This is a genomic window from Schaalia naturae (assembly GCF_042665795.1).
GTDB lineage: Bacteria > Actinomycetota > Actinomycetes > Actinomycetales > Actinomycetaceae > Pauljensenia > Pauljensenia naturae.
The window spans coordinates 1,610,414-1,624,241 of the sequence record NZ_JBHTEF010000001.1 but is presented as its reverse complement, the minus strand read 5'-3'; the positions used below and the strand labels follow the sequence as shown (position 1 = coordinate 1,624,241).

At 67.5% G+C, this 13,828-nt stretch carries 11 protein-coding genes; 6 read left to right on the top strand and 5 right to left on the bottom strand.

What is annotated here, in order from left to right:
• Positions 1-71: 71 nt before the first annotated feature.
• Both ACFQWG_RS07195 and ACFQWG_RS07190 read left to right on the top strand, forming a co-directional pair.
• A complete protein-coding gene (locus tag ACFQWG_RS07195; RefSeq protein ID WP_380973706.1) occupies positions 72-1,808 on the top strand; it encodes an ABC transporter family substrate-binding protein in 1,737 nt (578 codons plus the stop codon).
• A gap of 755 nt (positions 1,809-2,563) precedes the next feature.
• The gene (locus tag ACFQWG_RS07190) at positions 2,564-3,295 is read left to right on the top strand and encodes a hypothetical protein (RefSeq protein ID WP_380973704.1); all 732 of its coding nucleotides are present in this window, start codon (positions 2,564-2,566) and stop codon (positions 3,293-3,295) included.
• On the opposite strand, the gene ACFQWG_RS07185 is transcribed toward ACFQWG_RS07190, so the two are convergent.
• Positions 3,249-3,917 carry a PH domain-containing protein gene (locus ACFQWG_RS07185; protein WP_380973701.1) on the bottom strand — a complete coding sequence of 223 codons (669 nt, stop codon included), beginning with the start codon at positions 3,915-3,917 and terminating at the stop codon, positions 3,249-3,251. The two genes, ACFQWG_RS07190 and ACFQWG_RS07185, sit on opposite strands and share 47 nt — an antisense overlap.
• Before the next feature lie 342 nt (positions 3,918-4,259).
• On the opposite strand from ACFQWG_RS07185, the gene typA reads away from it, so the two are divergent.
• The gene (gene typA, locus ACFQWG_RS07180; protein WP_380973698.1) at positions 4,260-6,176 is read left to right on the top strand and encodes a translational GTPase TypA; all 1,917 of its coding nucleotides are present in this window, start codon (positions 4,260-4,262) and stop codon (positions 6,174-6,176) included.
• A 100-nt stretch (positions 6,177-6,276) separates the two neighbouring features.
• On the opposite strand, the gene ACFQWG_RS07175 is transcribed toward typA, so the two are convergent.
• The gene (locus ACFQWG_RS07175; RefSeq protein ID WP_291498018.1) at positions 6,277-6,462 is read right to left on the bottom strand and encodes a putative acetyltransferase; all 186 of its coding nucleotides are present in this window, start codon (positions 6,460-6,462) and stop codon (positions 6,277-6,279) included.
• A gap of 164 nt (positions 6,463-6,626) precedes the next feature.
• Between ACFQWG_RS07175 and fdxA the strand changes: the two genes are divergently transcribed.
• The 3 genes from fdxA (at position 6,627) to ACFQWG_RS07160 (ending at position 9,748) form a co-directional block, all read left to right on the top strand.
• Positions 6,627-6,965, top strand: a complete 339-nt coding sequence (gene fdxA / locus ACFQWG_RS07170; protein WP_291498019.1) for a ferredoxin — start codon at positions 6,627-6,629, stop codon at positions 6,963-6,965.
• 133 nt (positions 6,966-7,098) lie between these two features.
• Positions 7,099-8,274 (top strand): succinyldiaminopimelate transaminase, encoded by a 1,176-nt coding sequence (dapC, locus tag ACFQWG_RS07165; RefSeq protein WP_380973694.1) that lies wholly within the window; start codon positions 7,099-7,101, stop codon positions 8,272-8,274.
• A gap of 85 nt (positions 8,275-8,359) precedes the next feature.
• The gene (locus ACFQWG_RS07160) at positions 8,360-9,748 is read left to right on the top strand and encodes a citrate synthase (protein WP_380973691.1); all 1,389 of its coding nucleotides are present in this window, start codon (positions 8,360-8,362) and stop codon (positions 9,746-9,748) included.
• Between the two features lie 166 nt (positions 9,749-9,914).
• Here ACFQWG_RS07160 and dapD read toward each other — a convergent pair whose 3' ends face one another.
• From dapD to ACFQWG_RS07145, 3 genes are all read right to left on the bottom strand, one after another.
• Positions 9,915-10,904 carry a 2,3,4,5-tetrahydropyridine-2,6-dicarboxylate N-succinyltransferase gene (gene dapD / locus ACFQWG_RS07155; RefSeq protein ID WP_380973689.1) on the bottom strand — a complete coding sequence of 330 codons (990 nt, stop codon included), beginning with the start codon at positions 10,902-10,904 and terminating at the stop codon, positions 9,915-9,917.
• A gap of 90 nt (positions 10,905-10,994) precedes the next feature.
• Positions 10,995-11,765, bottom strand: coding sequence for a Maf family protein (locus ACFQWG_RS07150; RefSeq protein WP_380976275.1), 771 nt, complete (start codon positions 11,763-11,765; stop codon positions 10,995-10,997).
• A 134-nt stretch (positions 11,766-11,899) separates the two neighbouring features.
• The gene (locus tag ACFQWG_RS07145) at positions 11,900-13,597 is read right to left on the bottom strand and encodes a DUF885 domain-containing protein (RefSeq protein WP_380973687.1); all 1,698 of its coding nucleotides are present in this window, start codon (positions 13,595-13,597) and stop codon (positions 11,900-11,902) included.
• Between the last annotated feature and the right edge of the window lie 231 nt (positions 13,598-13,828).

Sequence of the window (13,828 nt, the reverse complement as noted above, 5' to 3'; positions counted from 1 at the left end):
CACGGCGACCGCAGACTCCCACAAGGAGCCTTTCGCCAATCCCTATCCACTCCACGATGGAGGTAGACATAATGCGGCGCACTTCCCGTGCCATCGCAGCTGTCGGTGCCGTGGCGGCGCTGGCGCTGACCGGATGCTCAAGCGGAGGCGGCCAGTCCGGCCAGTCAGGAGATGCTGGGTCCAGCGGCTCGGCCACCGCGCTCGCGGCATCCGACGTCAACGAGCAGCCCCGCGATGCCCTCCAGCAGGGCGGCACGCTGCGGATGACCATCGCGTCTATGCCGACCAACTGGAACATGATGGAGACCGACGGCAACACCGTCGACAACAGGGACATCTACGAGTTCCTGCTCTCGCAGACTGCCAACTGGATCTTCGCAGCGGACGGAACCTACGAGCCGAACACGAATTACCTGGAGTCCTATGACGTCCAGGACGCCACCGCGGACAAGGGGCAGGTCGTCACCCTGAACCTCAACCCCGACGCGAAGTGGAACTCCGGGCGCTCCATCACCTGGGAGGACTACGAGTCCCAGTGGAAGGCCTGCAACGGCGAGAACGAGGACTTCCTGTGCGCGAGCACGGACGGTTTCAACCAGATCGCCTCCGTCGAGCAGGGAGACAGCGAGTTCCAGGTCGTCGTCACCTTCAAGGGCGCCTACCCCGACTGGGCGGGCACGCTGTCGAGCCCGACCGCCAAGGAGGTGACGGCGGACGCTGACACCTTCAACGAGGGGTGGCAGGAGTACAACAACGACTGGACCGCAGGGCCCTACATCGTCGACTCGGTCGATGACGCCCAGCAGCTCATCACCCTGGTGCCGAACCCGCAGTGGTGGGGCGACAAGCCGATGCTGGACACCGTGACGTTCCGTGCGCTGGACGCTTCGGCGCAGGGCAACGCCTTCGCGAACTCGGAGATCGACATTCTCAAGGGCATCATCAACGGCGACCAGTACGCGCAGGCCGCCACGCGCTCCGATGCCGAGGTTCGCCGTGCCGGCGGTCTGCAGTGGCGTCACTACACCTTCAACTCGGAGTCCGGCGTGCTCCAGGACGTCAAGGTCCGTCAGGCCATCGTCAAGGGCATCGACCGCGAGGCCGTCGCCAACTCCGACCTGGCAGGCATTCCCGACATCGTCCCCTCGGAACTCATGCTCGGCAACCACTTCTTTATGCCGGGCCAGGAGGGCTACGTCGACAACTCGGCCGACTACGCCTACGACCCCACGAAGGCCGGCGAAGAGCTCGACGCACTCGGGTGGACCCTCAATGAGACCAGCGGGTACCGCGAGAAGGACGGCGACACGCTGGAGTTCGACTACGCGATGATGGCGGACGTGCCGACCTCGAAGAACGAGGGCGAGCTCCTGCAGGCCCAGCTCAAGGAGATCGGCGTCAAGGTCGACATCACGAACGTCGAGTCCGACTCGTTCTTCTCCGACACGATGCCCAATGGGAAGTTCGGCGTCTCCACCTTCGCCTGGCAGGGTACCCAGTTCCCGATGCAGAACGTCGGCCAGATCTACGGATGCGACGCTTCCCTGGCCCAGAACGGCGGCTCGAACTACTCACGCTATTGCGACCCGACGGTCAAGGAGCTGATCCCGCAGATCGACACCGAGGAGGACCATGACACGCGGGTCGACCTGGCGAACCAGGCCGACAAGGCGATCTGGGACGCCGTCGAGACGCTGCCGATCTACCGTCGCCTTGAGCTGACCGCGGTTCCGAAGAACCTGGCCAACTATGGCGCCTTCGGGATGCAGACAACGCGGGCCGAGGACATCGGTTACGTGGCCGAGTGACGGGATCGCGCGGAGCGCGATCACGCACCGATCCCGGTGACTCCTGATAGGTGTGTGACGCCTTCACGAGAAGACCGGTGAACGGCAAGCAGAGTGGGGCCCACGGAGCATCTCCGTGGGCCCCACCGTCTGTTGGCCTGCTTTGTTGTTTCCGCGAGTGGTCGCATGCACGTGACTACTCGCGGAAAGGAGAGGCGCGAGAACTGGGCTGGGCTCGTCCACAGGGTCTGAGGAGCCCAGGAGACTGTCCCCAGGACGACAAAGGGGGCCCCTGCGAGCCGGATCGCACCATCGACACTGGCCTCATGAACACCCTCCTCGACCCGCAAGTGGCCCACGTCTGCGTTCGCGGAAGCCCGGTGCTCGGCCTCAGATCGACCACCGTCGAGGAGTTCTTCGCGCCGGTTCCCGGATATGAGCAGGGGGGTGCCGTAGATCTTCCGGATCTCCGTCCGACGGCGGTCCTGATCGGTCGGGGACACTCCCACGCCTCCCTCGCGCGAGGGCGCAGAAGGAACTCCGTCTGGCACCTGGCTCGCGGATGGCACGCCTCGCGACCGCTTGACGACGAGGAGACGTTGCTTGCCGTGCAGCGGGTCCTGCCTCGTGACGCGGTGTTCGCAGGCGAGACCGCCGCGCTCGTTCACGGTGTCGACCTGCGGCCGCCCTGGCAGCAGGGCGAGCCGTTCCGGATCTGCAGCATTCGCCCCGCCGGACACCGGGCCACGCGGCGGCCCGGAGTCCGCAGCCGGGTCATGGAGCTCTTCGAGGGTGATGCGGTCCGCGCGCCCAGCGGTATCCGTGTCACATCGCCGTTGCGCACCGCATGCGACCTCGCTATGAGCTCGACGATCGACCGCGCGACGACATGGATCGAGGGGTTTCTCCGGGCCGGCCTGATCACGAGCGAGCAACTGAGGACGGCGGTCGACGAGCGACGCGGACGGCGGGGCGTGCGGATCCTTCGACGAGCCGCGCAGCTAGCGGATCCGCGATCAGAGTCTCCCCAGGAGACGGCTGTCCGACTGCGCCTGTTGGAGGCGGGGCTGCCTGCACCTGATCTTCAGATCGAAGTGCGCACGGGCCAGGAAGAGCTCATCGCCTCGACGACCCTGCGCATCGACCTCGGATGGCATACGAAGAGGAAACCAGGCGAGGACGGAGGAACGCCGGGACCAGAGGGTGGAGTCGCCATCGAGTACGACGGTGCCGCTTTCCACCCGCGCGAGGGGCCGGTCGCCGCGCATGATGCCACGCGCCTGACAGTCCTACGGGCGCATGGATGGGATGTCTCGGTACTGGTCTCAGAAGACCTGAGCGGAGATGAGCGGTCCTTCGAAATCGAGGTGGGAAGGCGGCTGGGGCGGGAGGTCCGCGCCGGTCCCAGGGCCGCGTGGCGACCGACGAGGACGAACATCTTCCGCAATGCCTGGACGAGGGCTAAAGAGCCATGGTGGACACGATGGCGGCCGCCAGGAGGACGATGATGCCGACGGCCGGCCAGGGCATCCACCGTATCGACGTTGAAGAGGGAAAACCCGATGAGCCGAGGACATCGGGGATGGGGTCTTCGGCGAGGTTGTGTGCGATGCGCTCTCGTGCAGCGGTGGACACGGGGTCCCGGCGATCAGGATGGCGCTGGAGACCGAGCTCCTCGGAGAGAAGCTGTGCGGCGATGACAGGCTCGACGTCGATGATGTGATGGACGCGGATCGCGTCGTCGATGACGGGCGCCGTCGGGGGGTGCGCGCGGGCCCTTCCGATCCGCAACCCTCCTCGAGCGGGGGGAGCTGCGCAGAGATAGCGGTGGGAGCCCACCGACACATAGAGCCCCAGGTCGGAGCGCGCATCCGTGAGGTCTGCCCACGGGATGAAAATCGTTCGGAAGTGATTGCGCGCCACGACGCCGCCCGGCGCCAGTGTCAGGCGCGGCCAGATCCACAACCAGGCAGTGAAGGCGGTGACGAGCAGCGGCCAGGGAAGGGACAGGGCGGCAACGCGCCATCCGTCGTCGAGGACGACTACGACCTCGAAGACCAGTGCCAGCACGGCGACGATCACCGTGCCCAGGATCCCGCGGCGTGAACGGATGGTGATCGTGTGCGTCATCAGGAACATCCTACCGGCGACGGGCGTCCGAGGACCGGGCGGCGGGATACACAACTCGGTCGGGACAGACTGCGGTCCCGACGCCGGCCGGCCCCGTGCCAATCGGATCGTCCACTGGATCGCCGACGTGTCACATTTCGCAGGAGCGGGGCTGTGAGCGCGGCCTCCGAGCGTTTAGTCTGGAATGAGGATCGGCTTCGTACTCGCTCTTCCATTTCGGAAGAGCTGGACGGCCCCTCTCGAAGGCGCCGTCCGGGCGGTACGACGGTCCATCATCGTCGAGTGGTCGCATGCTTGCGTCCACTCGCGGGCGGTAGCCCATCAGAGTCCGAGGAGACCTTCATGTCAGTGCGTCCTGATCTGCGCAATGTCGCCATTGTCGCTCATGTCGACCATGGCAAGACGACATTGGTGGACGCGATGCTGTGGCAGTCGGGCGCGTTCTCCGCCCACGCGACGGTCGAGAAGACCGGCGAGCGGGTGATGGACTCCGGCGACCTTGAACGCGAGAAGGGCATCACGATCCTCGCGAAGAACACGTCGATCCACTACCACGGGCCCGCTGCGAAGAAGCTCGGTCTGGACGACGTCACGATCAACGTGATCGACACTCCCGGACACGCTGACTTCGGTGGAGAAGTCGAACGTGGCCTATCCATGGTCGACGGGGTCGTCCTGCTCGTCGACGCCTCGGAGGGGCCGCTTCCCCAGACCCGGTTCGTCCTCCGCAAGGCCTTGGAAGCAAAACTCCCGGTCGTCGTCGTCATCAACAAGGTCGATCGTCCTGACTCCCGGATCACTGAAGTCGTGTCTGAGACCACTGACCTCCTCCTCTCGCTCGCTGAGGACATCATGAACGAGGGCGTCGAGGCCGATGTCGACTCGCTGCTGGACGTTCCGGTCATCTACGCATCGGCGAAAGCAGGTGTCTCGTCCCTGACGAATCCCGGGGATGGCAACCTTCCCACCGAGGATCTGGAACCGCTCTTCTCGACCATCCTCCAGCACATCCCCGGTCCCACCTACGAGGAGGGCTCGCCGCTTCAGGCCCATGTCACGAACTTGGACGCCTCGCCGTTCCTGGGCCGCCTGGCGCTGTTGCGCATCCACAACGGCACTCTCCGCAAGGGGGAGACAGTCGGCCTGGCCCGCCACGATGGAAGCATCAAGCCGGTGCGTATCACCGAGTTGCTGCGCACGGAGGGCCTGGAGCGTGTTCCCGCTGAGGAAGCGGGTCCCGGCGAGATCGTCGCCGCCGCGGGTGTGGAGGACATCACGATCGGCGAGTCGCTGGTCGATCTGGAGGATCCGCGTCCGCTGCCCCTCATCAAGGTGGACGACCCTGCGATCTCGATGACGATCGGGATCAACACGTCTCCGATGGCCGGACGGGTCAAGGGGGCGAAGGTTACCGCACGCCAGGTGAAGGACCGGCTGGACCGCGAGCTCGTCGGCAATGTGTCCATCCGTGTGCTTCCCACGGACCGTCCGGATGCGTGGGAGGTCCAGGACCGCGGCGAGCTGGCGCTCGCGATCCTCGTCGAGCAGATGCGCCGCGAGGGATTCGAGCTGACTGTGGGCAAGCCGCAGGTGGTCACCAAGGAGATTGACGGCAAGCTTTGCGAACCGATGGAGCGCATGACCATCGATATCCCCGAGGAGCACCTGGGCGCGGTCACCCAGCTGATGGCTCAGCGCAAGGGCCGGATGACGTCGATGGCGAATCACGGAACGGGGTGGATCCGGCTGGAGTTCATCGTGCCGTCACGAGGCCTCATCGGTTTCCGCACCCGGTTCCTCACGGAGACACGGGGCACGGGCATCGCCTACTCGATCGCCGAGGGGTATGAACCATGGCAGGGCATCATCGAGCAGCGTCTCACAGGCTCTCTGGTGTCCGACCGCGTGGGAAAAGCGACGCCCTACGCGATGACGAATCTCCAGGAGCGCGGCTCTTTCATCGTCGAACCCGGTTCGGAGGTCTATGAGGGCCAGGTCGTCGGCGAGAATCCGCGCGGCGAGGACATGGACGTCAACATCACACGCGAGAAGAAGCAGACGAACACGCGTTCCTCAACGGCCGACGTCTACGAGTCCCTGACGCCCTCGCGCAAGCTTAGCCTGGAGGAGTCCCTGGAGTTCGCGGCCAATGACGAATGCGTCGAGGTGACTCCGGAGGCGGTGCGTGTGCGCAAGGTCGTCCTCGACTCTCAGGAGCGTTTCAAGATCGCCGCGCGTCAACGCCGCGGCCAACACTGACGGCAGAGGTCCTGGCCGGTCAAGGCGGCGGCCGGAATCCTCAAGACACCGTAGTTCCGCCGAGTGGTCACGTGCTTGCGACCACTCGGCGGAACTAGCCTCACCATGGCGCAGGCGGCACTTGCTTGCCGGTGACCATTGTCTCGGCCATGACCCGCACATCGCCGCGGCGTGTGCGAACACTCACGTGATCGGGCGCGGTTTCCAGCAGCTCACCCAAGGCGTCGTGAAGCCCGTCGGCCAGCCGGTACCGCACCACCACGCGGATTCCCGGTTCCCACGCCATCCAGGGGAGCGCGGGGGCACCTCCAACAGGACCGTGGGGGGCGGTGCCAGGTCGGTGCGAGGGGGATCGGCTCATTCCGGCGTCGGCGTTCACATGGGCGATAATAGGGCTCAGTGAACGTCGCGGCGCCTGGGTGCCGCCGACGCGCAATCGAGGAGGTTCCGATGACCTATGTGATCGCGCAGCCGTGTGTGGATGTCAAGGATCGCGCGTGTGTGGATGAGTGTCCGGTGGATTGCATCTATGAGGGTGCACGTACGTTGTACATCCATCCGGAGGAGTGCGTGGATTGCGGGGCGTGTGAGCCGGTGTGCCCGACGGAGGCGATCTTCTATGAGGATGATCTGCCGGAGGAATGGTCGGATTATTTCCGCGCGAATGTTGATTTCTTTGCCGGCCTGGGTTCTCCCGGTGGCGCGCAGCGCGCCGGGGTTCAGGATTTTGACGATCCGATGATTGCGGCGTTGCCCCCGCAGAACCAGGACTACCTCAACTCCCACTGAGAGAGGCACGGCGGAGTCGTTCCGGACCGGCTCCCGCGCCGACTGGACGCATGCTGGCGACCACTCGGCGCATCGTGGGGGCTTGGGGACTTAGTCTGGAGGGCGCCGAAGCGTCCGGACTCAGGAGGCCCACATGACCACGCTGCCCCGCCCGCTTGGGCTGCCTGACTTCCCCTGGGACACCCTTGCGGTGGCCCGCCGCACCGCGCAGCAGCATCCGGGCGGGATATGCGACCTCTCCGTAGGCACGCCGGTCGATCCGACCCCTCTCTTCATCCGCGAAGCCCTCGCCGAGGCCTCAGACGCGCCGGGCTACCCGCAGGTCGTGGGAACCAGCGAGGTCCGCGACGCGATTCTCGCCTGGGCTGCGCGACGGAACATGGTCGATGTCGGCCGGCAGGGCACAATCCCGACGATCGGCTCGAAGGAAGCGGTGGCCTGGCTTCCAGCTCTGCTGGGCGTGTCGCAGGGCGACATCGTGCTGGTCCCCGCTGCGGCCTACCCCACCTATGACGTCGGCGCTCGCCTCGCGGGCGCGACCGCCGTCCCCGTCGATCCGACTCATCCGGAATCGTGGCCCGACGCGGCCATGGTCTGGCTGAACTCACCGGGAAACCCCGACGGGCACGTCCTCACTCTCCCGCAGCTCCGTTCGGCCGTCGCCTGGGCTCGCGCACACGGCGCGGTCATCGCCTCTGACGAGTGCTACGCCGCGCTTCCCTGGTCCCCGCCCTTCATCGACGAGGGCGTCCCCTCCCTGCTGGACCAGCGGGTCTGCGACGGCGACCCGCGGGGCCTGCTGGTTCTGTACTCGCTGTCCAAACAATCGAACCTGGCCGGATACCGTGCCGGGCTGCTCATCGGCGACCCGGCCCTCATCGCGGCGGTCACGGAGGTCCGGCGCCATGCCGGTCTCATGGTTCCCACCCCCGTCCAGCACGCCATGGGAGCCGCCCTCGTCGACGTGGAGCATGTCAGCGCCCAGCGGGAACGATACCGGGCGCGCAGAGAGCGCCTCCTCCGGGCCCTGCCCGAGGCCGGTCTGGAGAACGATCCGGAGTCGGTGGCCGGCCTGTACCTGTGGGTCAGGGACGCTCGAGGCGGAGCCAGCGGGCGCGAGCTCGTCGACCGTCTCGCCGGCCTGGGCATTCTGGCTGCTCCCGGAGACTTCTACGGGACGGCGGGGACCGGCCATGTCCGGATCGCGCTCACAGCGACGGACGAGCGCATTGACCAGGCCGCGCGGCGCCTGGAACAGTCGGCCGGAGGGACATCCGCACCGCCGGAATCCTCGGGCGGAGGGGAGTGACGGGTACTACAGTTGGGACTACAGTCCCACCTTCGTCAATGATGACGACCACAACAGAGCACCACGATGAGGAGGCCGACACCTGATGGTCAGCACCACCAGCCCCGATAAGAGCGTCCCAGGGACCACACAGGACGCGCCGTCCCAGACCCCGGTGCCAGGAGCGAAGGGGCATCCGGACGGCGTCCTGAGCGTCGACGGACGTCGTGTCGAGCTTCCCCGCGTCCGCGCGACCCAGGGGAGCGACGGCCTCAGGGTCGGGCGGGTCCTCTCGGAGGCGGGCGTCGTCACCCTGGATCCCGGATTCACGAACACCGGCTCATGCGAGTCCTCGATCACCTACATCGATGGGGACCGGGGGATCCTGCGCTACCGGGGATACCCCATCGAGCAGCTCGCGAAGAACTCAAGCTTCCTCGAGGTCGCCTACCTGCTCATCTATGGGGAGCTGCCCGACGCCGCCACACTCGAGCAGTTCATCCGCCGCATTCAGCGCCACCGTCTCCTGCACGAGGACTTCAAGGCGTTCTTCACGGCGTTCCCGCACGACGGCCACCCGATGGCGATCCTCCAGGCGGGGGTCGCGGGCCTCGCCACCTACTACGAGGACACCCTGGACCCGCGCGATCCGGAGCAGCTCAGCGAGGCGGCGGTCCTGCTCATCGCGAAGATGCCGACGATGATCAGCTACATCGCGAAACGGGCCGCCGGGCTGCCGCTGCTCTATCCGGACTCCCAGCGCGGATATGCCGAGGACTTCATCCGCATGACGTTCGGCATGCCCTACCAGGCGTATGACATCGACCCCGCGCTGGTGCGCGCCCTGGACATGCTCCTCATCCTCCATGCCGACCATGAGCAGAACTGCTCGACATCCACGGTGCGCCTGGTGGGATCCTCGCAGGCGAACCTCTACGCGTCCGTCGCCTCGGGCGTCGGGGCGCTCGCGGGCCCGTTGCACGGCGGCGCCAACGAGGCGGTCCTGCGGATGCTCACACAGATCCGCGATTCCGGCGATACGGTGCAGTCCTTCGTCGACAAGGTGAAGAACAAGGCGGAGGGCGTGCGTCTCATGGGTTTCGGGCACCGGGTCTACAAGAACTACGACCCCCGGGCCGCGATCGTCAAGGACGCCGCCCACGATGTCCTCACCCGCCTGGGCAAGAAGGACGACCTGCTGGACATCGCGATGGAGTTGGAAGGCATCGCATTGGCGGACGACTACTTCAAGGAGCGCAAGCTCTACCCGAACGTCGATTTCTACACGGGCCTCATCTACTCCGCGATGGGTTTCCCGACGAAGATGTTCACCCCGTTGTTCGCCCTGGGACGCCTGCCCGGGTGGATCGCCCAGTACAAGGAGATGGCCGAGGATCCAGCCACGAAGATCGGCCGGCCCCGCCAGGTCTACATCGGCGAGGCGGAGCGCAGCTACGTGCCTCTGCGCCAGCGTTCAGCCCGCGTGGACGGCTGACAGCGGAGCCGCTTGGGCCGGCTGACGCGCTCTCATAGCGTCCGCGTCACCTGCAGTTCCGCCGAGTGGTCGTCTGCACGCGACCACTCGGCGAGACTAGTGTCGTGAAGCGGGGTGGCGGGGCCGGCAACGCGGGACGCCCTCGCCGATGACGCGGCGCGGATCGTCAGTTCTTGTGGAGGGCGTCGTTGAGCTCGATGCCGTGACCGCCTCGGGGAAGCGCCTCGACGCGTCCGGACACGGAGTTGCGGCGGAACAGGACGTTGGACGCCCCCGACAGCTCGCGGGCAGCCACGGTGCGGGGATCCATGAAGACGCCCCCGGAGCCGGGGACGACTCCGCCGCTGGAGAGGACCGCGACCTTCGTGCCGGCTGTGAGGTACAGGCCCGACTCGACGACGCAATCGTCGCCCAACGAGATCCCCAGGCCTGAGTTCGCGCCGAGCAGGCAACGCTCCCCGAGACTGACGCGCTCGCGGCCGCCTCCCGACAGGCGCCCCATCGTCGAGGCGCCGCCGCCCACGTCCGAGCCGTTTCCGATGACAACCCCCTGCGAAATGCGTCCCTCGATCATGGACTTCCCGAGCGTGCCGGCGTTGAAGTTGACGAACCCGGCGTGCATCACAGTCGTTCCCTCGGCCAGGTGCGCGCCGAGCCGGACCTTCGCCCCGTCCGCGATGCGCACCCCTGAGGGGATGACGTAATTCACCATCGGGGGGAACTTGTCGACGCTCGTGACCGTCACCTGATGGCCGTCGCGCAGGCGCAGACGCACCCGCGTCTCCTCGAAGTCCTCCGTGGCGCACGGGCCCGCTGTCGTCCACACGACATTGGGCAGGCGGGAGAAGATGCCGTCCAGATTGATGGAGTTCGGCAGGACCAGACGGTGTGAGAGCAGATGCAGGCGCAGATAGGAATCCGCTGTCGACTGCGGTTGGTCGTCGAGGTCCGCCTGGCAGGTCACCACCGTCGTGTAGATCCCGCGGGCCGTGTCCTCGCGCTCTAGGCCGCCGAGTGTGGCCAGCAGGTCGGAGTCGGTTCCCTCCGAGGTGTCGGTGCGCCCGCCGAGGTGCGGTCGCGGGTACCAGACGTCCAATGTCTGTCCGCTTTTCGTCGCTGTCGCGAGGCCGATGCCCCATGCCTTCCTGGTGTCCATGAGCACACTGTAGAGCCCGACGGCACGAGCGGCGGGGCGGTCCGCCGAGTGGAGTCCAGCGATCGTGCACTGGCCATCAGACTGGAACCGTCAGCGCCGCAGGTCCCACAGGTCGGGCCAGAAGATCCCGAGGTCGCGCAGCATGATGCGCACCAGCGGCAGAGACAGGCCGACGACAGAGTGGTAGTCGCCTTCGATACCGGTGATGAAAGGCCCGCCCAAGCCGTCGACCGTGAAAGAGCCGGCAACTTCAAGCGGCTCGCCGGAGTCGACGTAGGCGTCGATCTCGGCGTCAGAGATGTCCCCGAAGTGCACGATGGTCGATGCTGTGCTGCCGGCTTCCGCAGTGCGATGCCAGCGCGGCGCGCCCAGCCGGTCGTCGCGAGTAGTCGCGTGCATGCGACCACTCGGTGAGTCGGGGAGGCCGGACAGGCTCTGCCGTCCGACCGTGCGATCCAGCACGATCGCGTGGTGCCCGGTCCACAGGACGGCGCTGCGGTTGCGCATCTCGCGGATGCGGCGCCGCGCCACGTCGGGGTTGTGCGGCTTGCCCAGCATGCGTTGACCCATCTCAAGCATGGAGTCGCATCCGAGGACGACCAGTCGATCGGCGTCCGGTACATGATCGGCGTCCGGCTCGAGCGTCTCGACGGAGGCGGCGACGGCTCGGCACTTGGCGGCAGCCAGCGCGGCGACCTCGTCGGCGGGCATGGTCGGGCCTCCGTCGAATGCCCGGCCGCCCGGCAGCCCCGCCAGGACGGCGTTCTCGTCGATCTGGGAGACGCGGACGATCGGTGTGATGCCGGCTGCGCGCAGTGTGGCCAGGCGTGCTGGCGACTGCGACGCGAGGACGAGGCGGATCATAGAGATCCTTTCGTAGGGGTGCTGACATGCTGATGTCGCCGAGTGGTCGCTTGCTCGCGACCACTCGGCGAATCAGGGGGAGCGGCGCGGATCTGTCTCACAGGACCATTCGATCGATGAGCCCGGCGGGGTCAGGACAGGACGGCCTCGCGCAGGGTGGCCATCGGGAGGCTGCCGAGGCGCAGCGCCTTGGAGTGGAACGCCCGGAGCGAGGCCTCCTCCCCTCGGGAGCCCGCGGTGGCGAGGTAGTCCTCGCGCATCTGGGTCCACAGACGTTGACCCACCTTGTACGAGGGCGCCTGCCCAGGCCACCCGAGATACCGGTTGAGCTCGAAGGACAGGAACCCGTCGGCCATCGCGACATTCTCCTTGAGGAACCGCCACGCGAAGTCGCGGTCCCAGATCCCGCCGCCCCCGGGACGCTCCTTGCCGAGGTGGACGCCGATGTCGAGCGCCACCCGGGCTGCACGCAGCCGCATCGAGTCCAGCAGCCCCATCCGGTTGGCGGGCTCGTCTTGGTGGCCCAGCTCCGCCATCAGCCCCTCCGCGTACAGCGCCCATCCCTCTCCGTGTCCCGAGTTCCACGAGGCCATGCGGCGGTAGAGATCGAGGGAGCCGGCCTCGGCGAGCGCCTGGGAGATCTGGAGGTGGTGGCCGGGAACGCCCTCGTGGAAGACGGTGGTGCGCTCCTGCCAGGTGTGGAAGACGGTCTCGCCCTCGGGGACGGACCACCACATGCGGCCCGGGCGGGAGAAGTCCTGTGAGGGCGCCGTGTAGTAGATGCCCCCGTTGTGGGAGGGGGCGAGCAGGCACTCGATGCGGTGGGCGGGGGCGGGGATGTCGAAGTGGGTTCCGTCGAGGTCGGCGACGACGGAGTCCGCCAGCCCCTGCATCCACTGCTGCAGGGCGGCGGTGCCGTGGAGCTGCAGATCGGGCTCGTCGTTGAGGCGAGCCATCGTCTCCCGGACCGTGGTTCCCGGGCCGTACAGGTCGGCTGCGATGGCGCGTTGCTCGGAGTCGATGCGCGCCAACTGGTCGAGGCCCCACTCGTAGGTCTCGTCCAGGTCCACGACGGCGCCCGTGAAGAGTCGGGAGAAGCGCTCGTAGCGCTCGCGTCCGACCCCGTCCCGCTCAGGCGCCCGGTCCAGCAGATCGGATTCCAGGGCTCCCGCCAGTCGGCCGTAGGCCTCGCCGGCCGCCCGGGCGCCCTCGCGCAGGGCCTCCGACAGGCCCGGGACGTCCCGGGCCGCGGGGTTGGCCGCGCCCTCCTCCGCGAGGGAGGCCAAGACACCGGCGGGGCCCGCGAGATCGCGCGACTCCTCGATCCCGATGAGGATCTGGCGGCGAGCGGCGACGAGGCCGCGCGAGGCGGCCAGCCGCAGCGACTCCTCGTAGCCCGCCAGCGCGTGGGGCACGGCGTGGAGGCGGTCGGCCACCGCCTGCCAATCCTCGGCCGTCTCCCTCGGCATCAGGTCGAAGCTGTCGCGGACCTCCTGGATCGGAGAGGCGATGTTGTTGACGGCGGCCAGGTCCTCCCCGGCTTCGGAGACGCCGATCTGGGCGCCCAGGCCCTCGACGATGGCGGACGCGGTGACACGGTCGACGTCGTCGCGGGGCCGGGTCTGGGCCCGGAGCGCGTCGGCGACGAGAGCGCGGTCGAGGTCGAGCTGACGCGCCCAGCCGTCCGGCGAGTAGTCCGGCAGCGCCCCGGGCGTTCCGGGAAGACCCCAGTCGGTGGCGGCGATCGGGTTGATGCGGGCGACGGTGAGGACATAGTCGTCGGCGCTGCGGTCGAGGGCCGACGGGACGCGGGTGCTCTGCGTGTTCACGCGGCCCAGCCTAGCTGCGCCGGACCGCGGGACAGGAGGGTGGGAGGCCGCGGGACGCTGGTCACTGGAGGGCGCGGGCGTCGACGCCTCGCCCCGGAGCGAATCGAGCACTACCCTTGGGGGAGTGACAGGGGACACATCCGGGTGCTCCTCTGCCGCCGCGCCCCGCGTCCATGCGCTGGGGCGTCGTTCGCGTCAGGACCGCAGGACCAGGAGGACGAAGCAGCGTGA